The 26,680-nt window shown below is 70.9% G+C and carries 22 protein-coding genes; 10 read left to right on the forward strand and 12 right to left on the reverse strand.

Annotation, left to right across the window (positions count from 1 at the left end):
- Positions 1-14: 14 nt before the first annotated feature.
- The 9 genes from BUE44_RS04595 to rfbB all read right to left on the reverse strand — a co-directional run bounded on the left by BUE44_RS04595 (position 15) and on the right by rfbB (position 12,872).
- Positions 15-1,565 (reverse strand): hypothetical protein, encoded by a 1,551-nt coding sequence (locus tag BUE44_RS04595; RefSeq protein WP_073493973.1) that lies wholly within the window; start codon positions 1,563-1,565, stop codon positions 15-17.
- Positions 1,562-5,146: a bifunctional glycosyltransferase/CDP-glycerol:glycerophosphate glycerophosphotransferase gene (locus BUE44_RS04600; RefSeq protein WP_073493975.1), complete on the reverse strand. Its 3,585-nt coding sequence runs from the start codon at positions 5,144-5,146 to the stop codon at positions 1,562-1,564. Before BUE44_RS04600 ends, BUE44_RS04595 begins: the two co-directional genes overlap by 4 nt.
- Before the next feature lie 42 nt (positions 5,147-5,188).
- On the reverse strand, positions 5,189-7,387 hold the full coding sequence (locus tag BUE44_RS04605; protein WP_073493977.1) for a bifunctional glycosyltransferase/CDP-glycerol:glycerophosphate glycerophosphotransferase: 2,199 nt from the start codon (positions 7,385-7,387) through the stop codon (positions 5,189-5,191).
- Positions 7,388-7,502: 115 nt separating this feature from the next.
- Complete coding sequence (locus BUE44_RS04610) at positions 7,503-8,420, reverse strand: glycosyltransferase family 2 protein (RefSeq protein ID WP_073493979.1); 918 nt, start codon at positions 8,418-8,420, stop codon at positions 7,503-7,505.
- Positions 8,421-8,430: 10 nt separating this feature from the next.
- Positions 8,431-9,168, reverse strand: coding sequence for a glycosyltransferase family 2 protein (locus BUE44_RS04615; RefSeq protein ID WP_073493981.1), 738 nt, complete (start codon positions 9,166-9,168; stop codon positions 8,431-8,433).
- Positions 9,165-9,581 (reverse strand): DUF2304 domain-containing protein, encoded by a 417-nt coding sequence (locus BUE44_RS04620; RefSeq protein ID WP_079189484.1) that lies wholly within the window; start codon positions 9,579-9,581, stop codon positions 9,165-9,167. The genes BUE44_RS04615 and BUE44_RS04620 overlap by 4 nt, the downstream gene beginning before the upstream one ends.
- A 152-nt stretch (positions 9,582-9,733) precedes the next feature.
- On the reverse strand, positions 9,734-10,996 hold the full coding sequence (locus BUE44_RS04625) for a hypothetical protein (RefSeq protein WP_073493984.1): 1,263 nt from the start codon (positions 10,994-10,996) through the stop codon (positions 9,734-9,736).
- Complete coding sequence (gene rfbD / locus BUE44_RS04630) at positions 10,993-11,886, reverse strand: dTDP-4-dehydrorhamnose reductase (RefSeq protein WP_079189485.1); 894 nt, start codon at positions 11,884-11,886, stop codon at positions 10,993-10,995. The genes BUE44_RS04625 and rfbD overlap by 4 nt, the downstream gene beginning before the upstream one ends.
- Positions 11,883-12,872 carry a dTDP-glucose 4,6-dehydratase gene (gene rfbB, locus BUE44_RS04635; RefSeq protein ID WP_073493986.1) on the reverse strand — a complete coding sequence of 330 codons (990 nt, stop codon included), beginning with the start codon at positions 12,870-12,872 and terminating at the stop codon, positions 11,883-11,885. Before rfbB ends, rfbD begins: the two co-directional genes overlap by 4 nt.
- Before the next feature lie 78 nt (positions 12,873-12,950).
- Here rfbB and rfbA point away from each other — a divergent pair, with 78 nt between their 5' ends.
- Positions 12,951-13,823, forward strand: coding sequence for a glucose-1-phosphate thymidylyltransferase RfbA (gene rfbA / locus BUE44_RS04640; protein WP_073493988.1), 873 nt, complete (start codon positions 12,951-12,953; stop codon positions 13,821-13,823).
- A 45-nt stretch (positions 13,824-13,868) separates the two neighbouring features.
- On the opposite strand, the gene rfbC is transcribed toward rfbA, so the two are convergent.
- A complete protein-coding gene (rfbC, locus tag BUE44_RS04645) occupies positions 13,869-14,471 on the reverse strand; it encodes a dTDP-4-dehydrorhamnose 3,5-epimerase (RefSeq protein WP_073493990.1) in 603 nt (200 codons plus the stop codon).
- Positions 14,472-14,585: 114 nt separating this feature from the next.
- Here rfbC and galE point away from each other — a divergent pair, with 114 nt between their 5' ends.
- On the forward strand, positions 14,586-15,563 hold the full coding sequence (galE, locus tag BUE44_RS04650; protein WP_073493992.1) for a UDP-glucose 4-epimerase GalE: 978 nt from the start codon (positions 14,586-14,588) through the stop codon (positions 15,561-15,563).
- Positions 15,564-15,668: 105 nt separating this feature from the next.
- Here the strand turns inward: galE and BUE44_RS04655 are convergent, their stop codons facing one another.
- Positions 15,669-17,393: an FG-GAP repeat domain-containing protein gene (locus BUE44_RS04655; RefSeq protein WP_159450228.1), complete on the reverse strand. Its 1,725-nt coding sequence runs from the start codon at positions 17,391-17,393 to the stop codon at positions 15,669-15,671.
- Positions 17,394-17,912: 519 nt separating this feature from the next.
- Here BUE44_RS04655 and proB point away from each other — a divergent pair.
- The 5 genes from proB (at position 17,913) to BUE44_RS04680 (ending at position 22,846) form a co-directional block, all read left to right on the forward strand.
- Positions 17,913-19,007, forward strand: a complete 1,095-nt coding sequence (proB, locus tag BUE44_RS04660; protein WP_456049209.1) for a glutamate 5-kinase — start codon at positions 17,913-17,915, stop codon at positions 19,005-19,007.
- A gap of 162 nt (positions 19,008-19,169) precedes the next feature.
- The gene (locus BUE44_RS04665; protein ID WP_073493996.1) at positions 19,170-19,634 is read left to right on the forward strand and encodes a hypothetical protein; all 465 of its coding nucleotides are present in this window, start codon (positions 19,170-19,172) and stop codon (positions 19,632-19,634) included.
- 64 nt (positions 19,635-19,698) lie between these two features.
- Positions 19,699-20,985, forward strand: a complete 1,287-nt coding sequence (locus tag BUE44_RS04670; protein ID WP_073493998.1) for a glutamate-5-semialdehyde dehydrogenase — start codon at positions 19,699-19,701, stop codon at positions 20,983-20,985.
- Between the two features lie 111 nt (positions 20,986-21,096).
- A complete protein-coding gene (locus BUE44_RS04675; RefSeq protein WP_073494000.1) occupies positions 21,097-21,531 on the forward strand; it encodes an SCO2584 family spore wall biosynthesis protein in 435 nt (144 codons plus the stop codon).
- 64 nt (positions 21,532-21,595) lie between these two features.
- Positions 21,596-22,846, forward strand: coding sequence for an SCO2583 family membrane protein (locus tag BUE44_RS04680; RefSeq protein WP_200804328.1), 1,251 nt, complete (start codon positions 21,596-21,598; stop codon positions 22,844-22,846).
- Here BUE44_RS04680 and BUE44_RS04685 read toward each other — a convergent pair.
- On the reverse strand, positions 22,740-23,879 hold the full coding sequence (locus tag BUE44_RS04685; protein ID WP_073494004.1) for a M48 family metallopeptidase: 1,140 nt from the start codon (positions 23,877-23,879) through the stop codon (positions 22,740-22,742). The genes BUE44_RS04680 and BUE44_RS04685 overlap by 107 nt on opposite strands.
- A gap of 137 nt (positions 23,880-24,016) precedes the next feature.
- On the opposite strand from BUE44_RS04685, the gene BUE44_RS37770 reads away from it, so the two are divergent.
- Genes BUE44_RS37770 through BUE44_RS04695 form a run of 3 tightly spaced genes read left to right on the forward strand, consistent with a single transcriptional unit; the run spans position 24,017 to position 26,677 of the window.
- Positions 24,017-24,166, forward strand: a complete 150-nt coding sequence (locus BUE44_RS37770) for a hypothetical protein (RefSeq protein ID WP_200804329.1) — start codon at positions 24,017-24,019, stop codon at positions 24,164-24,166.
- 23 nt (positions 24,167-24,189) lie between these two features.
- Complete coding sequence (gene nadD, locus BUE44_RS04690) at positions 24,190-24,792, forward strand: nicotinate-nucleotide adenylyltransferase (RefSeq protein ID WP_073494541.1); 603 nt, start codon at positions 24,190-24,192, stop codon at positions 24,790-24,792.
- Positions 24,793-24,829: 37 nt separating this feature from the next.
- Positions 24,830-26,677 carry an LCP family protein gene (locus tag BUE44_RS04695; protein WP_073494543.1) on the forward strand — a complete coding sequence of 616 codons (1,848 nt, stop codon included), beginning with the start codon at positions 24,830-24,832 and terminating at the stop codon, positions 26,675-26,677.
- Positions 26,678-26,680 lie beyond the last annotated feature (3 nt).

A 26,680-nucleotide genomic window follows, 5' to 3' on the forward strand; every position in this document is an offset into this window, starting at 1 on the left:
CGGCTCCCGGGCCGTCAGACGGGAGACGGCGCGGCCGGCCGCTCCTCCTCGACAGCCTGCGCGGGTCGCGGGATCGGCCGCGGCTTCGGCTTGGCGGTGTCCGGCCCCAGGGTCAGCCTGGAGCGCACGGTGAGCAGCGGCAGGAAGAAGAAGCCGATGAACATCGGGGCGACCATGTAGCGGAAGAGCGGTGCCGGATTCGCCGCCAGCACGCAGAACTGCAGGCCGAAGGTGAAGGCCGCCAGCGCCACCAGCCCACGCTGCCGGCGCTTGCGGGCCAGCAGGAGCACGACGGCGTAGCTCGCGTAGCACCACACCGCGCCGCGGAAGAACAGCCAGTCCAGCTGCGGCAGCTTGGACGCCTTGAAGGCGAACAGCGCGCCGGTGTGCAGGGTGTCCGACAGCGGGCGCATCTTCAGGATGGGGCGGTACTTGCTGTGCTTGATCTGCGGGTTCCAGTCCGCCCAGCCGAAGAGGTTGTCCGGGGTGCTGGGCGTGGAGATCAGCGTGTAGCCGATCTTGTCCGCAGGACCGGGCCAGATCGCCCAGGCGATGTGCGAGCGGCAGAGCCGGGCGCCGATGAGCACGTCGGGGGTGCGCTTGGCGACCTCGGACCAGATGTCGAGCAGCTGGCTGTTCAGCCTGGCCGCCTCGGGGCGGTTCATGGGCGCGGCCATCGCCGGGTCGGCCGAGTAGCACGTGGAGGCGGCGCCTCCCCAGTGGCTGAGCGGTGCGACCTGCTTCATGATCGACAGGTCGTGCGCGGAGAAGGTCTGCGGGACCTTGCCGTAGGCCACGGCGATGTCCGCGTACTGCATCGCGTAGACCTGGTCCTTCGTCGGCGTCTTGATGCCCACGGCCGGGTAGACGATCGTCTGGAGGACCGCGGAGATCACCACCGGGACGATCGTCGCGGCGAGCACCCAGCGGCGCACCTTGGGCAGCGTGAACAGCAGCACCGGGGCCGCGAACAGCATCACCAGCAGGCCGTTGGTACGGAAGACGCCCATGCACAGGCAGCCGAGGAAGAGCAGCCCCATCTCGCGGTAGAAGGCCCGGTCACGCTGCTCGGAACGCCCGCGCAGCCGTCGTGCGACCAGGCGTCCGGTCGCGGCGAAGGCGAGCAGCGCCCCGATGGTGTAGGGCACGTCCTTCCACACGAAGACCACGAAGCTGCCGGTCGACGGCAGCAGCACCGCGACCGCGGCGGCCGGCAGGCTCCAGCGGGCCCGTACCCCGAAGTCGCGCAGCATCACGCAGGTGTACGCGATCGTCGCGGACATCGCGATCGTCTGGAGCAGGGTGAGGGGCCACAGGTCGCCCGTGGTGTTGAGGGAGACCCAGACCATGGAGTCGTAGACCACCGAGTGGTTCGACATCCAGTGGTCCGTCGTGACGTGCCACACGTAGGCGATGGAGTCGTAGCTCATCGCGCCCGGGTAGAAGGCCGCCCACCACAGCAGCAGCACCACCTGCGGGATGGCGTAGGCGGCGATGGGCAGCCGCCGGTGCGGCGGGATCTTCGCTAGCAGGTCGCGCGCTTCGGAGGTGTACGGAATTTTCAACGGGACTCCGCGATGGATGGGCTGGAAGACGAAGCAGCGGCGAGCTGGACCATGCGGTCGATGACCCGATCGGCGGCGTGCCCGTCGTCGAGATCGCAGAAGAGGTCCTGGAACGCCTGATACGCACCCGCATAGTGGTCCGCGGTGCTGTCGATGTTGCGAAGAGCCGCGATCAACTCGTCCGACGAATGGATCAGCGGGCCCGGTGCCTTCTCCTCGAAGTCGAAGTAGAACCCGCGCAACCGGTCCCGGTAGTGCTCGAGATCGTAGGTGAAGAAGAGCATCGGGCGCCCGGTGTTCGCGAAGTCGAACATCAGGGACGAGTAGTCGGTGATCAGGATGTCCGAGATGAGGAACAGCTCACCGATCTCGGGATAGTCGGAGACGTCCCACACGAAGCCGTTGCCCGCGCCGGGGACCGAGTCAACGATGTTCGCGTGCTTGCGGACCAGCAGGACGTGGTCGTCGCCCAGTGCCCGCGACGCCTCCTCCAGATCGATCCGCATGTCGAACTTGTAGTTGCCCGCCCGGTAGAACTGGTCGTCCCGCCAGGTCGGTGCGTACAGCACCACCCGCTTGCCCTCAGGCAGCCCGATGGCCTCCCGGACCGCGCGGGCCCGGTCCTGCTGGTCGGGCGCGCGCAGCAGGTCGTTGCGCGGGTAGCCCGACTCCAGGATCTCCCCGTCGTAGGCGAAGGCCCGCTTCATGATCGGCGTGCTGAACCGGTTGGGGGAGACCAGGAAACTCCACTGCGGGGTCTCCTCCGACACCTTCGCCAGGTACTGGCGGTCGGCGAACTGGACGCTGTCGATGTCGTGCGCGATCCGCTTGAGCGGGGTGCCGTGCCAGGTCTGGACGATGACCTGGCCCTCGCGGCGGCGGATCCAGTGCGGCAGGTGCGAGTTGTAGACGATGTAGCGGCTCTCGGCGAGTGCGGCGTACCACTCCTTGCTCCAGCAGCGCAGCGCGGTGGCACCCGGCGGAACCTCGGCCTGGCCGTCCTGGACGACCCACAGGTGCTCGATGTCGGTACCCCGGCGGATCAGCTCCTCGAAGACGGCCCGCGGCGAGTCCGAGTACTGCCGGCCGTTGAAGCTGGCGTACATCACCTGCTCCTTGAGCGGCGCCGTCCTGGAGCCCTCGTAGACCTCGGTGCGCAGTCGGCGCTGCCGGTAGCGCCCGGCCTCCGCCTCGGTGAGGTCGCTGTCGGACCTGACGTACAGCCGGTCGAAGAAGCGGCTGCCGACGCTGTAGTCGCGGCCGTTGGCCACCAGGGAGAGCGGCATGTCCGGTCGCACGGCGGGGGTGATACGCACGGGGTAGCTGTCCTGGCTGCCCTCCTCGCGCAGGAACACGTACCACCGGCCGCTGCGCAGCGGCTTGGGCCCGCTCAGCCTGCTCTGCGGGACGGGCCGGAATTCGGCGCGGAAGCGGCCGTCCGTGACGGTGACCGGGTAGAGGTGCTCCTCGGCCTGCCGGCTGTGCCGGAGCACCAGGCTCAGCGGGCGCTGCGGTACGCAGGGAAGCGAGCCCTCCACCAGCAGCGTGTCCTGCGCCGACCGGGTGACCGTGTCGGCCACTCCCTGGACCGGCTGGGTACGCAGCACCAGCCCGCCGGTCGGGCTGCCGGTGACGTAGACGGCACGGTCGCCCCAGGCGAGCGTGTCCTGCCCGCTGATCGGGTACTGCCGCGCCGGGGTCTGCTCGCCGCCGGCCACCGCGATCGCGACGGCGCCACCGCCGGACCCGGCCAGTTCCAGCGTCCAGGACTCGGTGCGGTCGGGGTTGCCCGAGTCGCGGCCGGGGACGTCCAGGGAGCGGACGTCGACGGTCGCGGTGAAGGTCCGGCTGCCGTCGCCCTGGGTGTGCAGCGCGGCCGGCACCTCGAAGGAGTCGCCGGTCGATCCCTGGGTGAGGCGCAGCACCGCACCGGCCGGCAGGTCGCCGGTCAGCACGCCGTCGATCCGGATGCCGCCGCCCACGGCCTCGTGGCCGGTGAGCTTGGCCCGTACCCGCTCCACCCGGATGTACAGGTGGTCGTCGGAGATGTACGGCACCACCCGCACGTCGGGCGCGACCCAGTGGGGCGAGGGGCTCTCGGCGCTGCCCGTCAGGCCCGCCTTGATCCGGCTGCGGCGGGCCAGGCTCTGCTCCACCGCGCCGACCGTCAGCCGCCAGGTGCCCTCCTGCCACGACCCGCGGTGCTTGAGCTTGTCCGGGTCGAGGGTGAAGGTGAAACCCGACCAGTCGTAGGAGTGCAGGGACTGCCAGGAGGACACCGTTGCCTCGGCGCAGTGGGTGCGCCGCATCCGGACGGCGACGCTGCGCCGGCTGCCCGCCTCACGCAGCAGGGCCACCCGCAGTGAGCCCCCGGGGCGCTGCACGTCCAGGTTCCTGATGTAGGCGTAGCCGCCGACGTGCAGCTTCCCCTGCTGCCACTGCACCACCTCGGCCCGCGCCCGCATGGCCAGCTCCTGGCTGAGCCGCAGCACCTCGCGGGGTACGGGGACCTGGCGCCCGTTCAGCTGGGGGTAGTCGGCGTAGTGCCGCAGCCCGCTGCGGGCCACCGGGATCGCCTTGCCGAAATCCCTCTCGTACTGGACGAGTTCCAGGACGTCGTCGACCAGGCCCTCGGTGATGAAATGGCATTTCAGGCGCATCGGCACCGGCAGCGACGTCAGCACCTCCGGGTCGACCCGGCTGAGGAAGTCCCTGCTGCCGTCCATGAAGGCCTGGCGGAATTCGTCGCCGGCCTCGCTGAGGACGTTCCAGAACAGCGGCAGCTCGTCGGTGATCGCGGCCTCGTCGTACCAGCGCTTGTAACCGCGGTATTCGGCCCCGGGCTGGGCGGCCAGGAAGCGGCTCACCGAGTCGAAGGACGTGATGCGGTCGCGTACGGACTTCGGCTCCGTCCGCTTCTGCGTGATGGAGGGGGCTCCCGCGGTGCGCTGCCGCCACTGGTAGATCGGCTCGCTGAGCACGTCGACCGCTTTCGCCCGGAAATGGGCGGGAATGGTGACGGGTGCGTCCTCGTAGAGGATTCCGACCGGGAATGCGAAGTCGTGCGCGTCCCAGAACGTGCGGCGGAACACCTTGTTCCAGGCGGTCCTGTCGTAGAGCAGGCCCTTGTCGCGGGATATGTGGGTGCGCTCGCGGGGCTTGTTCAGCCGCTTCGCGTGCAACGCGGAGGGAGAGGTCTCGCCGGCGATCAGGATGTCCACATTGCCGGAGACGAAATCAGAACCGGTCTTGTCGAGACTTGCTATGCACCGCTGGTAGGCGTCGGCGACCACAATGTCGTCGCTGTCGACGAACGCCAGGAATTCACTGCCCTCGCTGAGGTGCAGAACACCGGTGTTCCTGGCCGCCCCGAGCCCGGCGTTCTGCTGTTCCACCACACGGATACGCGATTCCTTGGCCGCCCACTTGCGCGCGATCTCCAGGCTGCCGTCGGTGGAGCCGTCGTCCACGACGACGGCCTCCCAGTCCGTGAACGTCTGGTCGGCGAGTGACTGCAGGCATTCGTCGAGGAACAACTCCACGTTGTAGACAGGGACTACCACCGAGAGACGCGGAGTCATCAGTGCGTTGCCTTTCTTTGCATATGCCGAGGGCGGCACATTTCACGGCCGAGGCGGCGCCGGACGGTCCGACAATGATACGACCGGCGGGACGGCCTCCTCGCCGAGGAAGATCCTTCGTACCACCCGCTCGGCCGCGAAACCGTCATCGAACTCACAGAACCTGGCCCGGAACCTCGCCCGTTCCTGTGTGTGCTCCTCGGTGTCCCACTCGCCCGACCTGAAGAGGCGGACCAGGTCGTCCTCGGTGGAGACGACCGGGCCCGGAGGCAGCTTGTGGATGTCGAAATACGTTCCCCGCGTCGTCCGGTAGAGCTCCCAGTCGTTGGCATAGACGACGATCGGGCGGTCGAGGTTGGCGTAGTCGAACATCGCGGACGAGTAATCCGTGAGCAGGCAGTCGGCCGCCAGGTAGAGCTGCTCCACGTCGGAGTGGCCGCTGACGTCCACCAGCCGGGCCTTGCCGGTCGCGTCCGCCTGCTCGGCTCCGCCGTCCTGGTAGTAGTAGTGGCCGCGGGCCAGCACCACATGGCCGGCGGGCAGGCGCTCGACGAACTGCTCGAGATCGACGGGGAAGTGCAGCTGACCGAGGTAGTCGCGGTGCGTCGGGGCGTAGAGGATCACCGTCGCGCCCTCGGGCAGGCCCAGCGCGCGCCGGGCCGCGGTCACCGCGGCGCGGTCGGCGGTGACGAGCACGTCGTTGCGCGGGTAGCCGTACTCCAGCGGTTCGTACGCCGCCGGATAGCTGCGGTCCCATATCTTCGTGGTGTAGCTGTTCGCGGTGAGGCTGTAGTCCCAGTTGTCGACCCGGCGCATCAGGTCGGTCAGCTTCATCGCGCCGAGCGCGGTCGGGTACTCCGCCAGGTCCACGCCCATCCGCTTGAGCGGGGTGCCGTGGTGCGTCTGCAGATGGACCTGCCCGGGCCGCTTGACCAGGCTGCTGCCGAAGTTGACGTTGTTGACGAAATACCTCGCCCGCGCCACGGCCCTCCAGTACGCGAAGGATCCCGGGTGCACCCGGGCCGTGCCCCGCGGAAGCTCGGCCCGCACCCCGGCCTTCAGCACCCAGACCGTGCGGACGCCCGGCGCGAGTTCGAGCAGCTTGCGGTGCACCGCGGCGGGGTTGCAGGCGTAGCCGCTGTTCCAGTAGGCCGCGAAGACCGCCAGGTCGTCCCGTATCGGCAGCATCCGCTGTATTCGGTAGTACGTGCGCAGGACGGCCGTCCGCAGCGGCCGCTTCACCGGTGCCGCCGACTTCTTCGCCCTCCGCAGCAGTTTGCGGGCACGGGTCGCGGCCCCCCCGCGGCCGCCGCCGCCCGCGGGGGCCGCCGCCGCGTCCTGCCGTCCGGCGGGCACGTGCGCGGCCAGCGACCGGGCGCTGCGGGTCCTGAACTCCTCCAGGTCACCGGCCGGCAGGCGGCCCGGCGACCGCTCCACCGTCCGGTAGTGGTTGCGCATCAGGTCGTACAGCCGCGGCCGCCAGCTGTCGAACCGCGGGTTGGCGTCGATGAAGCCGAAGGTCCGCTCGTACTGGTCGATGACGTCGAAGTGCTTGCGGCTCGTGCTGTGCAGGATGCTGCCCTGCCGCCGCTGGCGGTAGTGCACGCACACCCGGTCGAGCAGCGCGATGCTCTCCGCGGCGAAGAGCACCGGATACGTCCAGGGGGTGTCCTCGTAGTAGCCCGGCGGGAATTCCAGGCCCCAGCGCTCGACGAAGTCCCGGCGGTAGGCCTTGTTCCAGGCGACCTGGAGCAGGGCCAGCAGGTCGGGGTGGTCCTGCAGGGTCACCACGGGCTGTGACGCGCCGGACAGGACGGCCGCGCGGGTGTTGCGTACCGTGCGGCCGTCCCAGGTGGTCCGTGCGTAGTCGAAGACCAGCAGCTCGGGGTCGCCGGTCTCCGCCAGCCGGCGGTCGATCGCCGCCAGCGAGCCGGGCAGCATCGTGTCGTCGCTGTCGACGAAGAGCAGGTAGGTGCCGGAGGCCTTGGCCATGCCGGCGTTCCTGGCCCGGCCGAGGCCGACGTTCTCCGGCAGCCGCAGCGAGACGACCCGGGGGTCGGCGGCCGCGTACTCGTCCATGATCTCGCCGGAGGCGTCGGGGGAGCAGTCGTCCACCGCGATGATCTCGAAGTCCTCGAACGACTGCTGGAGCAGCGAGTCCAGACAGTCCCGCACGTACGCCTCGACGCCGTGGGCAGGGACAACGATGCTGAACCGCGGCGAGTTGGGCTGAGAGGGCATTGAGCGTGATCCCTAGCGTTCCAGGAGGCGACCGGTGGGGCGGGCAGGCGGGGCGGCGAGGGGGACCGGAGGGACCGCAGGGGTCACCGGTGACCGGGGGCCGGAGCGGAAGAGACTACTCCTGCCCGGCGGCGGGCTGCTTGCGGCCCCCGGCGAAGGCGTGCGTCAGCAGCGTCCTGAGCGCGGTGAACTGGCGGGAGCGCAGCGCGCCGGGCACCATGCTCAGGGCGTGCAGCCGCATCGACACATGCCGCCGTGCCGCCCGCGCCGCCTTGTGCCAGCCGTGCTCGTCCATGGCGTCGGCCACACCGGCGAAGTAGCGGCGCGCCTCGCCGAAGCGGGCGCCGGACATCGCCTCGTGCGACGACAGGCTGGTGGAGTGCCTGCGGTAGCGGAAGCAGACGGTGGGGTCTACGGCCAGCTGCTCACCGCGCTGCACCAGGTCGATGACCAGGGCCAGGTCCTGGATGACCGACAGGTCCTCGCGGAAGCTGATCTTCTTGACGATGTCGGACCGCCAGCACACCGAGGGGAAGTACAGCCAGTTCCCGCTGAGCAGGTTGGTCGCCAGCGGCTCCCCGCCGAGGACCAGCGCCTTGGTCGCGTCCGGCGCGTACAGCCGCCGCTTCACCTCGTCGACCAGCGTCTTCACCGGTTCGCCGTGCTCGTCGATGACCTGCACACCGGGCTGGTACATCGCGGCGTCCGGCGCGGCGGCGGCCATCGAGCGGATCGTGGCGACGTAGTCGGGCAGCATCAGGTCGTCGCTGCCCATCATCACGAAGTGGGAGTGCTCGACCAGGTCCACGCACTTGCGGAAGTTGCGGGTGATGCCGAGGTTCTGCTCGTTGCGCTGGTAACGCACCCGCTCGTCGTCGAGGCTCGCGAACCACTCGGGCACGCCGGGCTCGCGGCCGTCGTCCACGACGGTCAGCCGCCAGTCCTTGTCGGACTGGTCGAGGATGCTGTTCACCGCCAGTTGCAGCAGGCCGGTGTCCCCGTAGTGGGGCAGCATGATGTCGATCGTGTCCATGCGGGGTGCCTTACCGTCCCGTCGTGACGGACGGCCGCTGCATGTCGACCTTCCGGCCCAGTGCGACCACCAGGATCAGGCCGATCCGCAGCAGATACATCATGGCGCGCAGCGGCGACTGGCTCGGCGTCCCCGCTATTCGCTCCCGCATGGCCACCGGCACCTGGCGGACCGAGTAGCCGGCCCGTATCGCCGACACGGTGCTCTCCACCGTGTCGCCCAGGTACTCCATGGGGTACGTGCGGGCGAACTGGCAGATCAGGTCGCGGTTGCAGGCGCGGAAACCGGAGGTGACGTCGGTCAGCTTGGTGCGGGCCATCCGGGACAGCACGGTCGCCAGGACCGTCATCGCCCACTTGCGCGGGCCTCGCACCGTGTAGTCGCCCTCGCCCGCGAACCGGGCGCCGATGACGAGGTCGGCGTGCTCCAGCTTCTCGAGGAGCTGCGGCACGCACCGCGGGTCGTGCTGGCCGTCGGCGTCCACCTGGATGGCCACGTCGTAGTTGTTGTCCGCGGCGTAGCGGTAGCCCAGCCGCATCGCGCCGCCGACGCCGAGGTTGTACGGCAGACGCAGTACGTCCGCGCCCGCGCCGAGCGCCACCTGTGACGTCGCGTCGGGGGAGCCGTCGTCGACGACGACGGTGTCGGCGCCGGGCAGGGTCGCCCTGACTTCCTTGATCACCTCGGCCACACCCTCGGCCTCCATCCAGGCCGGCAGGATGATCAGCACGCGCTTGCCGTCGATCACGACGCCGCTCCGGTCTCACTCGGGTTGGGGGCGGATGACGCCACCGCGGCGGCCGTCACCGGCGGGACCGGGTCGCTGCTCGCCTGTTTCGATGTGCCCCTGATGAGGGCGATCTCCTCGGCCAGCGTGCGCGTCTCCTCTTCGAGGTGGCCGACCTCCCAGCTGAGCTGGAGGCAGACCATGAAGAGGAAGACGACGCTCAGGAAGAGGATGAAGCTGACGCCGGACCTGACGCCGACGGTCTCGGCCACCGAGTCCAGGCCGCGGGGGAAGAAGCCCAACGGGATGATGAGGAGGCCCGTCACCATCCACAGCGCGGCGTACTTCTCCTTCAACTTCCGCCGGCGCAGCATCTCGGCGATGATCAGAACCAGCACCACCCCCGTCAAGGAGGTGAGGATCCACAGCTTCATGCCAAGACACTCCAGGGAGTCGCACGTACATTCACCGAGGTCTGTTCTTCACCAGGGGCTGCTGGCGCACCCGCCGATAGCGAGCGTCTGCGCTCCTGCCGCCGGGGACTTCTGGACGCCGGCCTGGGCTTAAACTTCAAGTGAACACTGCATTATGTTACACGGACGCGCAAACTGACAGCCATGCAGGCGGCCACCACCACGGCCCCCGCGGCATAGGCGATCTCGACCCTGCTGCGCAGGGCCATCGGGCTGACGGTGACGCCGATCAGGACCACGGTCCCGATCACCCAGGAGACGAGTTGCCGCCGGGCGCCCCCGCTGGTGAGCAGGGCCTGGCCCAGCACCATGGCGATCATGTAGGCGGTGGTGCCGAAGGCCAGCCACCCGAAGTCCGCCGCGGTCAGCAGGTCGGGGGCGCTGAACAGAGCGGGCAGCAGGGTCGGGCCGATGGCCACCGCGCACAGCCCGCCGGTCGCGCCCAGCGATCCGGTGACCAGGACCGCCCGGAGCAGCAGTCGTGAGTAGCCGCGGTGGTCGCCCTCGGCCGCCGCCGTCGACAGCCCGCGGAGCAGGGACACCTGGAAGGCGCCGAAGACGAACAGCGGCACCCGCGCCAGCACCAGCGCGGCCAGCAGCGCGGTGACCAGTTCGGTGTCGTCGGTGGAGATCACCTTGGTGCTGATCACCGCGATGTTCACCAGGAGCTGTGCCAGCAGCGTGGACGCCACCAGCATGCCGAGCCGCTGGCTCATCTCTCGCCAGGGGGCCGGGGTTCCCGGCCTCGCCTCGACCAGCGCCGGGCGGACGGTGGCGGCGACCGAGAGCAGCGGCGCGACGGTGAGGATCATCGCGAAGGCGAAGGTCGAGTGCACCCCGCCGATCGCGAGCCCGACGGAGAAGGCGATCCGCAGCGCGCCGTCGAGGCCGAGCTGCAGCCCGTAGGTCCTGAACAGCCCGAGGCCGGCGAGCACACCGCGGGTGACGTGGGCGCAGGACAGCGCGGCGAAGGCCCCCGCGAGGCTGAACACCAGGGAGATGTCGCCGTCGAAGAGCAGGTTGGCGATCGGCCGGGCCAGCAGCGCCAGCGGCAGCAGCGTGACGCACAGCAGCGACCCGGACAGCGCCGCCCCGCGCAGCAGTGCGGGGCGGGCGCCGTCGCCCGCCACCTTGCGGGCGGCGACGACCCGGGTGATCTCCTGCTCGACCGGGAAGAAGAGCCCGAGGCCGATGGAGAAGACCACCGTCCACAGCACCGAGAAGGCCGCGGTCGCGTTCGAGTCGCCATTGAGCGCGTGGTTCGCCGCGGACAGGTGGACGTAGCTGGCCAGCCCGAGGACCGCGGTGCCGCCGCCGACCAGGGCGGTGCCCTGGGGGAGCGCGGTGGAGATCCGCGCGCTGAGCGTCGTGGTCATCGGGCGGCCCGCGGCGCGGACAGGGCGGCGCTGAGGCCGGGTATCGCCGAGGTGAGGTCCGTGTGCCAGTCGGGCATCGGGTCGAGTCCGGCGCGCGCCCAGCGGTCGTGGCCGAGCACGCTGTACGACGGCCGGCGGGCCGGACGCACGAAGCGCTCCGAGGTGGTGGGGCGCACCCGCTCCGGGTCGAGGCCGTGCAGGGCGAACGCGGCGCGGGCGAGGCCGCACCAGGTGGTCTGCCCCGACGCGGTGCCGTGGTAGATCCCGGCGGGTGCCCGCCCCGACAGGGCGGCCTCGCCGAGGGCCACCAGGCGTACCGCCAGCGAACGCGCCCAGGTGGGCTGTCCGAGCTGGTCGTCCACCACGTCGAGGGTCTCCCGCTGGTCGGCGAGCGTCAGCATGGTGGTGACGAAGTTGCGGCCGTGGGAGCCGTAGAGCCACGCGGTGCGGACCACGTAGCCGCGCTCCGGCAGCAGCTCGAGCACCGCCTGCTCGCCGGCGAGCTTGCTGCGGCCGTAGGCGTTGATCGGCGCCGTCGGGGCGTCCTCGGCATACGGGTGGGCCGCGTCGCCGGCGAAGACGTAGTCGGTGGAGGGCTGCAGCAGCGGTACGCCGTGCCGGGCGCAGGCCTCCGCGAGCCGGCGGACTCCGTCGCCGTTGACCCGGGTGGCGGCTGCCTCGTCGGCCTCGGCACCGTCCACGTCCGTCCAGGCGGCGGCGTTCACGACGATGTCCTGGCCGGCGACCGCGGCCTCGACCGCCGCCGCGTCGGTGATGTCGAGATCCGCGCGGGTCACGGCGGTCGGGTCGGCGCCCGGTGCCGCGCCGAGTACGTCGATCAGATCCCGGCCGAGCATCCCGCCCGCTCCGGTGACCAGCCAGCGTGTCATGCCGACAGTTCCGCCTTTTCCTTGAGGGGTTCCCACCACTGGCGGTTGTCCCGGTACCAGGCGACGGTGTCGGCCAGGCCCTCGTCGAAGCCGACGAGGGGTTCGTATCCCAGCTCGGCGCGGATCTTGTCGATGCTCAGCGAATAGCGCAGGTCGTGGCCCTTGCGGTCCTCGACGTGCTCGACCTGGTCCCAGCCGGCACCGAACGCCTGGAGCAGGCGTTCGGTCAGCTCACGGTTGGTCACCTCGGTGCCGCCGCCGATGTTGTAGACCTCGCCGGCCCGGCCCCGGTGGAGCACCAGGTCGATGCCGCGGCAGTGGTCGGAGACGTGCAGCCAGTCCCGGATGTTGAGGCCGTCACCGTAGAGCGGCACCTTGCGGCCGTCCAGGAGGTTGGTGACGAACAGCGGGATCATCTTCTCGGGGAAGTGGTAGCGCCCGTAGTTGTTCGAGCACCGGGTGACGGTCACGTCGAGCCCGTGGGTGCGGTGGTAGGCGAGCGCCATCAGGTCGGAGGCGGCCTTGGAGGCGGAGTACGGCGAGTTGGGGGCCAGCGGCCATTGCTCGGTCCAGCTGCCCTCGGTGATCGAGCCGTAGACCTCGTCGGTCGACACGTGGGCGAACCTGCCGACGTTGTGGCGCAGCGCCGCGTCGAGCAGGACCTGGGTGCCCAGGACGTTGGTGGTCACGAACGGGGACGCGTCCATGATGGACCGGTCGACGTGCGACTCGGCGGCGAAGTGCACGACCGCGTCCTGGCCCCTCATCACCTCGTCCACCGTGTTCCGGTCGCGGATGTCGCCGTGGACGAAGGTGTATCCCTCGTGGCCGGCGACGGGCGCGAGGTTCTCCTCGTTGCCCGAGTACGTGAGGTTGTCCAGGACGGTGACCCGGGAACCCGGGCCGGAGGGCAGCTCGCCGAGGAGCGTGGCCCGGACGAACTGGGATCCGATGAACCCGGCGCCGCCGGTGACGAGAATTCTCATGGGAGCATCATCTTAAGACATGGTTGCGCGCCGATGGCCGCGTGGGGGGTGCCAGGTGGACGTGGCTATCATGACCCCATGCGTGGAATCCTGCTCGCCGGCGGCACCGGGTCTCGTTTGTGGCCGATCACCAAGGCCGTCTCGAAGCAGCTCATGCCGGTCTTCGACAAACCGATGGTCTACTACCCGCTGTCGACGCTGATCATGGCGGGCATAAAAGACATCCTGGTCATCACGACCCCCGACGACCGCGCGCAGTTCGAGCGCCTGCTCGGCGACGGTTCGCAGTTCGGTCTCGATATCTGCTTCGCCGCCCAGGAGAAGCCCGCCGGTATCGCCCAGGCCTTCACCATCGGCGCGGAATTCATCGGTGACGACTCCGTCGCCCTCATCCTGGGCGACAACATCTTCCACGGCAGCGGTCTCGGCACGCAGCTGCGCAATTACCGGGACCCGGACGGCGGGGTCGTCTTCGCGTACGCGGTCTCCAACCCCTCCGACTACGGGGTGGTGGAATTCGACGCGGACGGCATCGCGCGGTCCATCGAGGAGAAGCCGGAGAAGCCGCGGTCCCGCTACGCGGTGCCCGGTCTGTACTTCTACGACCGCGAAGTGGTCCAGATGGCCGAGGGGCTGGCGCCCAGCGCCCGCGGCGAGCTGGAGATCTCGCACATCAACCAGAAGTACCTGGAGCGCGGCAAGCTCAAGGTGTCGGTCCTGGACCGCGGCACCGTCTGGCTCGACACCGGCACCTTCCACTCCCTGGTGCAGGCCTCCGAGTACGTCCGGGTGGTCGAGGAGCGGCAGGGCTTCAAGATCGGCTGTGTCGAGGAGGCGGCCTGGCGCGCCGGGCTGCTGGACGACGCGGAGCTGCGGGCGCTCGCCGAGCCGCTGTGCAAGAGCGGCTACGGCGACTACCTGCTGGAGATCCTGGAACACCCCCAGCACTGACGCGCCGCCGGCCGGGTCCCGGCCCGCCCGGCGGGCGCCCCGTGCTCAGCGGGTGGCGGCCCGCAGCTCCCGCTGGAAGCTCTGGCACGCCTCGAACGACGGCAGCAGGCCCTGCTCCGCGGCCTCCCGCAGGGTCGGAGCGCCGCGGTCCTTGTCGGAGAGCAGCGGCTCGATGTCCGACGGCCAGGAGATGCCCAGCTCGGGGTCCAGCGGGTTAATGCCGTGCTCGCGGGTGGGCGCGTAGCCCTCGGAGCACAGGTAGACCACCGTCGCGTCGTCGGTCAGCGCCATGAAGGCGTGGCCGAGGCCTTCTGACAGGAAGATCGCGGCGTGCTCCTGGTCGTCCAGCTGTACGCCCTCCCACCGGCCGAAGGTCGGCGAGCCGACGCGGATGTCCACCACCACGTCGAGCACCGCGCCCCGGACGCACTTGACGTACTTGGCCTGGCTCGGGGGGACGTCGGCGAAGTGGACACCGCGCAGGGTGCCGCGTTCCGAGACGGAGCAGTTGGCCTGCGCCAGCGTGAGCGACCGGCCGGTCGCGGCGGCGAAGTCGGCCTCGCGGAACCATTCGTGGAAGCTGCCGCGGCTGTCCTGGAAGACCTTCGGTTCGTGCACCCACGCCCCGGAGATGCCGAGCTGCCTCATTCGATCACGTCCTTGCGTTGTCGCTATCGCCGGCGATCCTACCGGGGGCGGTGCGGTCGGGGAGCCGGCACACCGGGCCCCGGGCCGCGGCACCAGGCCCGATAGGATCCGGCCATGACCTGGATGATCACCGGCGGCGCCGGCTACATCGGTTCGCACGTCGTCAGGGCGCTCGTCGGCGGCGGGCAGCGGGTCGTCGTCCTGGACGACCTGAGCACCGGCGACCCGCAGCGGCTGCCGGCCGGCGTGCCGCTGGTGCGCGGCAGCGTCCTGGACGGGGCTGTCGTCGACCGGGTGCTGCGCGAGCACGCCGTCGAGGGGATCGTGCACGTCGCGGCCAAGAAGCAGGTGGGGGAGTCCGTCGAGCGCCCGCTGCTGTATTACCGGGAGAACGTCGAGGGCCTGCGGACCGTGCTGGAGGCGGCGACCGGCGCGGGAGTGCGCCGCTTCGTCTTCTCCTCCTCCGCGGCCGTCTACGGCATGCCCGACGTGGACCTGGTCACCGAGCGGACCCCGTGCGAGCCGATGAGCCCCTACGGCGAGACCAAGCTGGCCGGCGAGTGGCTGGTCTCCGCGGTCGGCCGGGCGCACGGCATGGCCACCGCGTCGCTGCGCTACTTCAACGTCGCCGGCGCCGCCGCGCCGGAACTGGGCGACCCGACCGCCTTCAACCTGGTGCCGATGGTCTTCGAGCGGCTCTCGCGCGGGCTGCCCCCGCTGGTCTTCGGCGACGACTACCCGACGCCCGACGGCACCTGTATCCGCGACTACGTCCACGTGGGTGACATCGCGTCCGCCCACGTCGCCGCCGCCCGCCGGCTGACCGAGGACCCCGAGGCGCACCTGGTGCTGAACATCGGCCGCGGCGAGGGGGTCTCGGTGGCCGAGATGGTGCGCGTCATCCAGGAGGTCTCCGGCCACACCGGTGCCGTGCCCGAGGTCGTCGCCCGGCGGCCGGGCGACCCGGCCAGGGTCGTCGCGTCCGCCGAGGCGATCAGCAGGGAACTGGGCTGGAAGGCCGCCCACGACGTCCGCGAGATGGTCGCCTCGGCCTGGGCGGGCTGGCAGCTGCGGCACCCGGACAGGCCCTAAGGCGGCACGCACTCCCCGTACGGCAAGGGCGGGGGCGCCCGCACCGGGATGGTGCGGGCGCCCCCGTTTCGTGGTCGGATGCCCCGTTGCCGGAGGCGCCGGGCCTCAGAAGAGCTTCTTGTACGCGTTCCAGCCGGTGCCGACGGTCGCACGGGCCTTGAACTGGCCCGTGCCGGTGGAGCTGTAGCGGTACGCGGTGCCCGCGGACGTCACCGCGAGCAGGTCGGCGCGGCCGTCGCCGTCCATGTCTCCGGGCGAGACGAGCTGGGTGTACTGCCCCCAGCCGGTGCCGATCTTGACCCTGGGGGCGAACGGCGCCGATGCGTTGCCGGTGCCCTTGTACAGGTACAGCGTGCCGTCGCCGGTCCTGGCCACGATGTCCGCGCGGCCGTCGCCGCTGAAGTCGCCCGAGCCGACGACGGCGTTGTAGGCGCCCCAGCCGGCGCCGACGAGCTGGCGGCCGGCCAGCCGGAGGCCGTCGCCGTAGCCGCGGAAGAGGTACAGGTTGCCGGAGGTGTCCCGGCCCAGCAGGTCGCCCTTGCCGTCGCCGCTCAGGTCACCGGGACCGGCGATCAGGTTGTAGCTGCTCCACCCGTTGGAGATGAGGGCGTACTCCTGGTCCACGTTGTACAGGCCGTTGCCGTAGTGGTCCAGGAAGGTCGGCAGGCCGCTGCTGGTCAGCGCGTTGGCGAAGGTCATGGTGAACTCGCCCGCCCAGTCGCCGGGGCCGCTGGCCGCCTGGCGGGCGTAGAAGCCGCCCGTGTTGTTGACCCCGTACCAGAAGAGGGAGCCGTTCGGGGTCTCCCCGATCAGCTCCTTCTTCCCCCAGAACGGGACGCCGCCGGTGCCTGCGGTCACGTCGGCGATGTTCCAGCCCGAGCCGAACAGCGCGCGCGCCGTGAAGCCGCCCGTGCCGTTCGGCGTGTACTGGTACAGGGCGCCGCCGGCCGTCCTGGCGAGCAGGACGCCCCTGCTGCCGTTCGAGGCGCCGACACCGATGAGCTGGTTGTACGCGTTCCAGCCGCTGCCGACGGTGGACCTGGCGCCGAAGGGGCGTGCGGCGCTTCCCGTGCCCTTGTACCGGTACAGCACACCGGAGGAGTCGCGCGCGACCAGGTCGCTGACGCCGTCGCCGTCGATGTCACCGGGGCTGGTCAGCTGGTCGTACGCGCCCCAGCCGGGACCGATGAGCAGCCTGGCCGCGAACGGCGCGCTCGGGTTGCCGGTGCCCTGGTAGAGGTAGAGCTGCCCGCTGAAGGTGCGCGCGATGATGTCGGCGCGGCCGTCGCCCGTGACGTCGTCGACGGAGACCAGCTTGTTGTAGACGTTCCAGCCGGTGCCGGTCCAGGAGGCGTAGTTGGGGAAATTCGCCGGTGAGAACAACTCCAGCGAACCGGTCGATGTCGTGGCGAGGATCTCCGGGCCCGCCGAGGCGTCCAGGTCGCCGGGCGTCAGGACGTCGACGAATTTCTCGCTGCCCGCGCCCAGTTCCGCGTCCTGGCTCGCCTGCGAGTCGTCGCTGTACCAGTTGTCGTCGGGCGTGCGGTAGAGCAGGTCGCCGATGCCGTCGCCGTCGACGTCGTAGCGCGGCGGTGCCGCGGCCGGACTCGGCGCCAGCCTCGACTTGGTGCGCCCGGTCGCCTTCTGCCCGACCAGGTGCGGCAGTTGACCGGTGGTCACGGTCGGCCGCTGGATGCCGCGGTGGGCGCCCGGCTCCGCGGCCTGGGCGCCCGTCCCCAGCGCGAATGCGCCGAGGGAGAGAATGCCGGCTGTGCACGCCGCGACAAGGCGGCGGCGGCCCTTGGGCTGCACCGGATGAGTTTCGGACACAAATCCCCCCATGGGATCTCAAGCAATGAATCCCGGAATCGCCACGGATTCGAGAACGCGTCCGATTCCGGTGACCGGAGTGTATGCCCGGCTCGGAGCCCGGCCCGGGGTTATCGCGGGCCCGCAGAAAGAATTCGCCGACGGTTTGGAGGATTACCGGTGGCAAGGGCCGGAGGGATTCACGTGTCGTCAAGACGCCCGTCGCCTGAGGGCAACCGGCGGCCGTTCACAGCGGTATGGACACCGGCGATCGGCACCACCGCGGAAGGGCCGGCGTCCCGGCCGGGGACGCCGGAAGCCGCCCGGCGCGGAAAGCGGCGCGCGGCGGGAATGTCTCGGTGGCCGAGATGGTGCGCGTCACCCGGCGGTTTCGGGCGACACTGGATCAGCCCCCGCGAAGATCGGCCGGCCGGCGGCGACCGGCGGCCGGGGCGGCCGGGCGGCGGCAGGAACCGACACGAGGGACGGGCGTACGTGACGACGGCGGCACGGCAGGACGTGGTGGAGGCCCGCAGAGTCGTGGTCAAGGTCGGCTCCTCGTCGCTGACCACGGCGGCCGGCGGGCTGGACGCCGACCGGGTCGACGCCCTGGTCGACGTGCTGGCCAAGGCACGGGAGGACCGGGAGGTCGTACTGGTCTCCTCCGGCGCCATCGCCGCCGGCCTCGCCCCGCTCGGCCTGTCCCGCAGGCCGCGCGACCTGGCCAGGCAGCAGGCCTCGGCCAGCGTCGGGCAGGGCCTGCTGATGGCCCGCTACACCGCCTCCTTCGCCCGCTACGGCATCCGCGTCGGCCAGGTGCTGCTCACCTCCGACGACATCAGCCGCCGCGCCCACTACCGCAACGCCTACCGCACCCTGGACCAGTTGCTGGCGATGGGCGCGCTGCCGGTCGTCAACGAGAACGACACCGTCGCCACCGACGAGATCCGCTTCGGCGACAACGACCGGCTCGCCGCCCTGGTCGCCCACCTGGTGCGCGCCGACCTGCTGGTGCTGCTCTCCGACGTCGACGGCCTCTATGACGGCGACCCGCGCACCCCGGGTACCAGCCTGATCGCCGAGGTCACCGGGCCGCAGGACCTGGCGGGCGTCTCCATCGGCAGCGCCGGCCGGGCCGGGGTCGGCACCGGCGGGATGGTCACCAAGGTCGAGGCCGCGGCCATCGCCACCGGCGCGGGCGTCCCCGTCGTGCTGACCTCGGCCGTGCACGCCGCCGACGCGCTGGCCGGCCGCCCCACCGGCACCCACTTCCACCGCACCGGCAAGCGCTCCGCGGACCGGCTGCTGTGGCTCGCGCACGCTTCCGCCCCGCGCGGCGCCCTGCGGCTGGACGCCGGCGCGGTCAGCGCGGTCACCCAGCGGCACAGCTCGCTGCTGCCCGCCGGGCTGACCGGGGTGGAGGGCGACTTCACCGCGGGCGACCCGGTGGACCTGGTCGACGAGTCGGGCGTCGCGGTGGCCCGCGGCCTGGTCAACTACGACGCGCGCGAGCTGCCCAGGCTGCTCGGCCGCTCCACCCGCGAGCTGGCGGCGGAGCTGGGACCCGCCTACGAGCGGGAGGTCGTGCACCGCGACGACCTGGTGCTGCTGCGGCGGCAGGGGCTGCCGAGCTGACCTCGTCGGTGGCTTCTTGCGGAAAACGCCCCCGCCGCCTGCCGGAGCCTGGTCAACTTTGATGAGGATGCGATGCGCAGGTACGTCCCTGCCGACGCCATGTTCGCGACCCTCGGTGCGGGCGGGGCGGGGCAGCGAACGCAACCCACAGGGAGGCCGCCGGTGAAACGAGGGCGCCCAGTGCCAGTGACCAGGAATTCGTCGGAGCGCGCGCTGGTCAGCGTCGACCGCGAGGCGCCGGACGCCGCCGTCGTGCCGCACCAGTCACGGCCGCAGGAGCGTACCGCCGCCCGGCTGTGGCATGTCACGCTCAGTGTCGCCGGTCCGCTGACACCGCTGACCGAGCTGCGCCGCAGCCTCGAACAGCTGGCCAACGACCACCCCTTCCTACTGACCAGCCGCTACGCTCCCGACCACGCGGAGATCCGCTACTGGGAGGAGGCCAGGGACGTCCACGACGCCGCCGCCCTGGCGCTGCGCCTGTGGGGCGAGCACCGTTCCACCGCGGGCCTGCCCCCCTGGGAGACCGTCGGCCTCGAAGTCATCGACCGCGCGACCTACCACCAGCGGCTGGCCGCCGGCCACGCCCCGGCCCCCGCTGTCCCGATCGGCGTCCACCCCTTCTGATCCTTCCGACCGCTCCGCCGAGAGACCGCGGTGGCGCGAGCGCGCCCTTGAGTACGCTGCACGCATGGACCTGCTCTCGCCGCTCCCCAAGTCCCCCGTGCTGCTCGCGGCCTACCGCGCCAAATCCGCCGCGGCGGAGCTGGCCCCACTGCCGCGGTCCGCGAAGGACGACGCGCTGCTGGCCATCGCCGACGCGCTGATCGTCCGTACCCAGGAGATCGTCGCGGCGAACGCCGAGGACGTGGCCCGCGCCGAGCAGGAGGGCACCAGCCCGGCGATCATCGACCGGCTCAGGCTCACCCGGGAGCGGATCGCCGCCATCGCCGCCGACGTGCGGCACGTGGCGGGGCTGCCCGACCCGGTCGGCGAGGTGCTGCGCGGGTCCACGCTGCCGAACGGGCTCGACCTGCGCCAGGTCCGGGTCCCGCTGGGCGTCGTCGGCATCATCTACGAGGCCCGGCCGAACGTCACCGTGGACGCCGCCGCGCTGTGCCTGAAATCGGGCAACGCGGTGCTGCTGCGCGGCTCGTCCTCCGCGTACGCCTCCAACACCGCCCTGGTCACCGTGCTGCGTGACGCGGTCGGCGGCGCCGGGCTGCCCGCGGACGCCGTGCAGCTCGTACCGGGCGAGACCCGGGAGTCGGTCACCGAGCTGATGCGCGCCCGCGGCATGGTCGACGTGCTGATCCCGCGCGGCGGCGCCGCCCTGATCCGTACCGTCGTCGAGGGCTCCACCGTCCCGGTGATCGAGACCGGCACCGGCAACTGCCACGTCTACGTCGACGCCGAGGCCGACCTCGACATGGCCGTGGAGATCCTGGTCAACTCCAAGGCCCAGCGGCCCAGCGTCTGCAATGCCGCCGAGACCCTGCTGGTGCACCGCGACATCGCCGACCGCTTCCTGCCCCGCGCCCTGGAGGCGCTGGCCGAGGCCGGCGTCACCGTGCACGGCGACCCGCTGGTGGTCGCCGCGGCCGAGGCGGCCGGCAGCAAGGCCACCGTGGTCCCGGTGACCGCGGAGGACTGGGAGACGGAGTACCTGTCCTACGACATCGCCGCCGGCGTCGTGGACTCGCTGGACGCTGCGGTCGCGCACATCCGGCTGTGGTCGTCGGGCCACACCGAGGCGATCGTGACCACCTCGCAGCCCGCGGCCCGCCGCTTCACCCAGCTGGTCGACGCGGCCGCGGTGATGGTGAACGCCTCGACGCGCTTCACCGACGGCGGCCAGTTCGGCTTCGGCGCCGAGATCGGCATCTCCACCCAGAAGCTGCACGCCCGCGGCCCCATGGGGCTGCCCGAGCTGACCTCCACCAAGTACATCGTCACCGGCGACGGGCACATCCGCTGACCTGCGGCGGGCCGGCCGGCGGCGGGACTGCGCCATCCGGGTGAACGGTCCGCCCGCAGCCGCGTGGGATTCCCCTGCCCAAAGGGCCAACTTCCGCATTACTCTGGACAGATGCCGGACGATGACGAATTCGCCTCCGTAGTCCTCGACGAAGAATTCGTACGGTCTGCTCTGTTCCACGAGCCCACGGCCCGGGAACGGATGCTGGCCGTCGCCGAAGGTCCCGCGCTACCGCCCGGCTGGCCCGGGCGGCGCAGAAACCCGCGCTCGGCCGCCGCCGAGCCGGGCGACGACACCGACTTCCCGGAAACCGACCCGCTCTACGCCGCCGGGCACCCCTACCGCGGCAGCAGCACCCGCTGGCACCGTCCGGTGGCCTGGGCTCTTGCCGTGGTCATGGGCATCGGAGTGGTCGCCCTCACCTTCGCCGCGGTCTACCGCGGCGCGGGCGGCGCCACCCGGCAGCCGGCGGACCCCCCGCCGTCCAGTGGCAGCCCGGTCGGCGGCCGGCTGCTCCCCCCGGTCGCCAGCACCCCGGCGCCCTGATCCCATGTCAACTCCACCGGTACTGGGGAGTTTATTCCCGAGCCCGCAGCCTTAACCTTGTGATATGAGCGGGCCTGGAGAGCCCCCTGAGGGCATGCCCGAGGGCGCCTCAGGAGGCGGTGAGGACGAATACCGATCCGTCGTCTTCGACGAATCGTTCGTGAGGGCTGCCCGGATCCAGGAGTATTCCGCGCGTGAGCGGCAGGACGACGCCGACCACCCGGTGCGGATCCGCCATGTGCTGCCCCGCGGCCTGGCCCGCCAGGCGGTGGCGCTGGTCCTGCTGATCGTGCTGGCCTTCGGCTTCGCGATCTACATGGGGGTGCGCCACCCCTACGAGGAGCGGGACGCCGACTCCGGCGAGCAGCTGCGCGTCACGGTGATCCCCCTGGTGCCCGGCGGCACCGTGCCCGCCGTCTCCCCAAGGGTGCCCTTCGCCGGCACCGCCGCCGCCGGCTACCGCACCGGCCTCGCCGGGCTGAACGTGCCGACGTCGATGCACCCGATCGGCGACTACTCGCGCAGCGAGGTCAGCGCCGGCTACGACACGGCGGTGGACTTCATCAGCGACTCCGCCCTCGAAGCGGCGACCGTCACCGGCGGCGACATCCGCAACGTGCTGGAACTGCTCGACCCGAGCCAGGTCGACCAGTTCAAGGACAGCCTCAGCGCTCCGGCCGCCGACGGCTCCCACGAGGTCACCGGCTGGCTGGTGCGCTTCGATCCCGACCCCGCGGTGCGGGTGGAGCTGGTCGGCGACGACCAGGGCATCCGGGTGAACGGCAGCTGGACGGCGTCGGAGACCGGTGACGACCACCTGGAACTCACCGCCGACCACACCTACGTCTACGCGATCCGTGGCTCGTCCGACCCGGACAGGACGGTGTCGCTGTTCACCGTACGGCGGCAGCTGCGCTTCCACTTCGACCACGAGGAGCTGCGGCGGCACCACATCGAGGTGGTGCAGGCGGACGTCGCGGCCGGGCCGCTGGCCTGCTCGGCCGAGGTGGAGAGCTACTTCCGGCCGATACTGGCCGGGCACGCCGCGCCGGGCGCCGTCACCGGCGCCGACCCCTACGACCGCGCCCACCCGCCGGGCGCCGTCTGTGCGCCGCTGACCGGCGTCGAGGGCCCACCGCAGCCGACGGCCACGGCGACCACGCCCGCGGCCACGACCCCCGCGGTGACGGCGCCCGCGGCCACCGCGGCTACGGCAGCGGGCTCTCCGGCTGGTCCTCGTCCGGCGTCGCGTCGGGGTCCGCTGCTGACTCCGCGGGCCGTTCCGCGGTCGCCTGCGACGTCCCGGCTCCTGTGAAGCGGTCCCGCAGCTTGCCGCCGACGTCACCCGCGCCGTTGGTGATGTCGCGTATCAGACCCATCAGCGGGTCCTTGCTCTTCTTCACCGTGTCGGCGTAGTGGTTCGCGGAGTCGCGGAAGGCGTCGGAGACCGAGGCGTCCTTGTCGGTGGTCCGCCGCGGGTAGTGCCCGTCCATCAGCCGCTGGTATTCGCGGGTGGCCGCCCAGCGGCGCAGCTCGGCGGCCCGGATGGTGGTGAAGGGGTGGCTGCGCGGCAGCACGTTGAGGATCTTGAGCACCGAGTCGCGCAGGTCGCCGGCCGCCTCGTACTCGTCGGCCTGCTTGAGGAAGGCGTCGACGTTCATCTCGTGCAGGTGGTTGCCGCCGGCGATCTTCATCAGGCCGCGCATCGACGCCTGCAGGTCCTGACCGACCAGCAGCCCGGCCCGGTCGGCCGACAGCTCCGACTTGCGGAACCACTCGCGCAGCGCCGTGATGATCGCCAGGATCGCCAGATTGCCCAGCGGGATCCACGCGACGCGCAGCGCCAGGCTGGTGAGGAAGAGCAGTATCGTCCGGTAGACCGAGTGCCCGGACAGCGCGTGGCCGACCTCGTGGCCGATGACCGCGCGCATCTCCTCCTCGTCCAGCAGCTCGACCAGGCCGGTGGTGACGACGATGACCGGCGCGTCCATGCCGATGCACATGGCATTGGGCTGCGGGTCCATCGTCACGTACATCGACGGGACCTTCTCCAGGTCCAGGATGTAGCAGGCGTCCCGCAGCATCGCGTTGAGATGCGCGAACTGCTCGTCGCTGACCCGGACGGAGTCCGACAGGAAGAGCAGTCGCAGGCTGCGCTCGGGCAGCAGTCCGCTGAGCGCCTTGAAGACCGTGTCGAAGCCGGTGAGCTTGCGCAGGGCCACCAGCGCGGACCTGTCCGCGGGGTGCTCGTAGGCACGTGAGGAGATGTCAGGGAATCTCTTGCGGTTGCGTCCCGGCAGCTTCTCTGTACTCACGCGATCGTCGTTCGGTCCGTTCGACTCGGACATACTGGCCCAACCCCCTGGTAGCCCACCGGTACATACTCTGGACGCGCAGAGCCTGCGCGAAGTTCCCGCAGGGCCGCCCGTACGATGTCCGCAGAGTCTTCCCGCCCGTCCCCGACTTCGCAAAGGGTCCCGCTGACATGTCGCCCCTCGCAGTCTCCGCACTGACCACCCTCGCCGAGGACAACGGCGGCCACCACCCCAGCCTGAGCCCGTACCTGACCGGTTTCGGCGCGCTCGGCGCGCTGCTGATCCTGCTGTGGCTGGTCACCCGCTTCAACCGGGACTGACCGGCACCGTGCCCGACAGCGCCATGTCCGACAGCAAGCACCGCATCGGTGTGATGGGCGGGACGTTCGACCCCATCCACCACGGGCACCTGGTGGCGGCGAGCGAGGTGGCGAGCCTCTTCCACCTCGACGAGGTGGTCTTCGTGCCGACCGGGCAGCCCTGGCAGAAGAGCGACCGGCAGGTGTCAGCGGCCGAGGACCGGTATCTGATGACGGTGATCGCCACCGCGTCGAATCCGACCTTCTCGGTCAGCCGCAGCGACATCGACCGCGCCGGCACCACGTACACCATCGACACCCTGCGCGACCTGCGGGCCGAGCACCCGGCAGCCGAGCTGTTCTTCATCACCGGCGCGGACGCGCTGTCGCAGATCTTCTCGTGGCGCAATGCCGAGGAGCTGTTCTCGCTCGCACATTTCATCGGCGTCACACGTCCTGGGCATACTCTGTCGGACCCGGGCTTCCCCGAGGGCGGAGTATCGCTCGTGGAGGTCCCGGCACTGGCGATCTCCTCGACGGACTGCCGCCAGCGGGTGGCCAAGGGGGATCCGGTCTGGTACTTGGTTCCGGACGGGGTGGTGCGCTACATCGACAAGCGCGCGCTCTACCGGGACGCTTCCGGGTAGCAGGCGCCGCGAAACGAAGCAGGTGAAGGGGTTCCTCGTGAACGACGCAAACCCCCGTTGGCAATATGCCGAGGGCGGACCCGACGACGAGAGGGACCCCTACCCGCAGGACCCCTACTACCAGCAGCAGTCCTACGGTTACGACCAGTACGGCAACCCCGTGCAGCAGCAGGCGCCGCCGGCACCCCAGGTGCCGCAGCAGCCCGGCTACCAGGACCCGTACCAGACCTACGGCGGCGGCCAGGGCCAGCAGCAGGGCTGGATCCCGCAGCAGCCCCAGCCGCCGTACTACGAGCAGCAGCCCCCGCAGCAGCAGCCGCAGGCGTACGACACGGGCCAGCAGCCGGTCTACGACACCGGGCAGCACGCCGTCTACGACACGGGCCAGCACGCGGTGTACGGGACCGGGCAGATGCCGGTGTACGAGACCGGGCAGCAGCCCGCTTACGACGCGGGCCAGCACGCGGTGTACGAGACCGGCCAGCAGCCCGCTTACGACACAGGTCAGCAGCCGGTGTACGACACCGGCCAGCACGCGGTGTACGACACCGGCCGGCAGCCTGCCCCGACGGAGGCCGAACCCGCCGCGGCGTCCCCGGCCGGTGGGGCGCCCAGAGCCGGCTACCAGACCGAGATGTTCGCGTTCGTCGACGAGGAGTCCGAGCAGTCCGAGGAGGTCATCGACTGGCTCAAGTTCTCCGAGTCGCGTACCGAGCGCCGCGAGGAGGCCAAGCGGCGCGGGCGCAACCGCAAGGTCGGCCTGGTCGTGGTGCTGGTGCTGGCGCTGCTCGGCGCCACCGGCTATCTGTGGCAGGCGGGCAAACTGCCCGGGGTCGGCAAGTCCAAGGCGGCGCAGGCCGCGGCCGGCGGCCCGCAGAAGCGCGACGTCATCGTCGTGCACCTGATCCCGGTGGACGGCGGCCCCAGCGACACCGCGCTGCTGGTGGACAACAGCACGAAGGGCCGCGGCACCACCGTGCTGCTGCCGAACGCCCTGTCGGTGGCCTCGGACGACGGCACCGCGGCTTCCCTGGACAAGTCCGTCGGGGACGGCATCGGGCCGACCAGGGACGCGCTGAACACCCTGCTCGGCGCCGACATCAAGGGCAGCTGGCGGCTGGACAGCCCGTATCTGGAGCTGCTGGTCGACGCGCTCGGCGACGTCTACGTCGACACCGACACCGCGGTGAAGGGCACCGGCAAGGACAGCGGCAGGACGCTGGTCCAGAAGGGCGGGCAGCAGGAGCTGACCGGCCAGGCGGCCGTCGCGTACGCCACCTACCGGGCCGCCGGCGAACCGCAGACCAAGCAGCTCAGCCGCTTCGGGCAGGTCATGCAGGCGGTGCTCAAGAAGATGCCGAGCGACGCCGCGGGCGCCACCAGGACCGTGCAGTCGCTCAGCCAGATCCTCGACCCGTCGCTCACCGACAAGCAGCTCGGCGCGTCGCTCGCGCAGCTCGCCGACCTGGCGAAGACCGGTGCCTACAGCACCACGCTGCTGCCGGTGCAGAAGGACGGCACGCTCAGCCAGGACACCGACTCGGTCGTCAAGGACGTGCTCGGCGGCACGGTCAAGCAGTCCGCGGGCACCACCCAGGCGCGGGTCCTGATCAGCGACGCGACGGGCAATGCGAAGGCCGCCCCGATGGCGCAGGCCGCGATCGTCAACGGCGGCACGTACACCTACGTCTCCGGCGGCAAGGGCGGCTCGGTCAAGTCCGCCTCCGAGGTGCTCTACACCGACGCGGCCCGGCTCGCCGCCGCCAAGGATGTGGCCGCCACGCTGGGGCTGCCGCCGACCGCGGTCAAGAAGGGCAAGGTGCCGGCCAACGCCGACATCGCGGTGACGCTCGGCAAGGACTACAAGCTGCCGCCGACGCAGTGACCG

Origin of the sequence: Actinacidiphila paucisporea (assembly GCF_900142575.1) — a bacterium.
GTDB lineage: Bacteria > Actinomycetota > Actinomycetes > Streptomycetales > Streptomycetaceae > Actinacidiphila > Actinacidiphila paucisporea.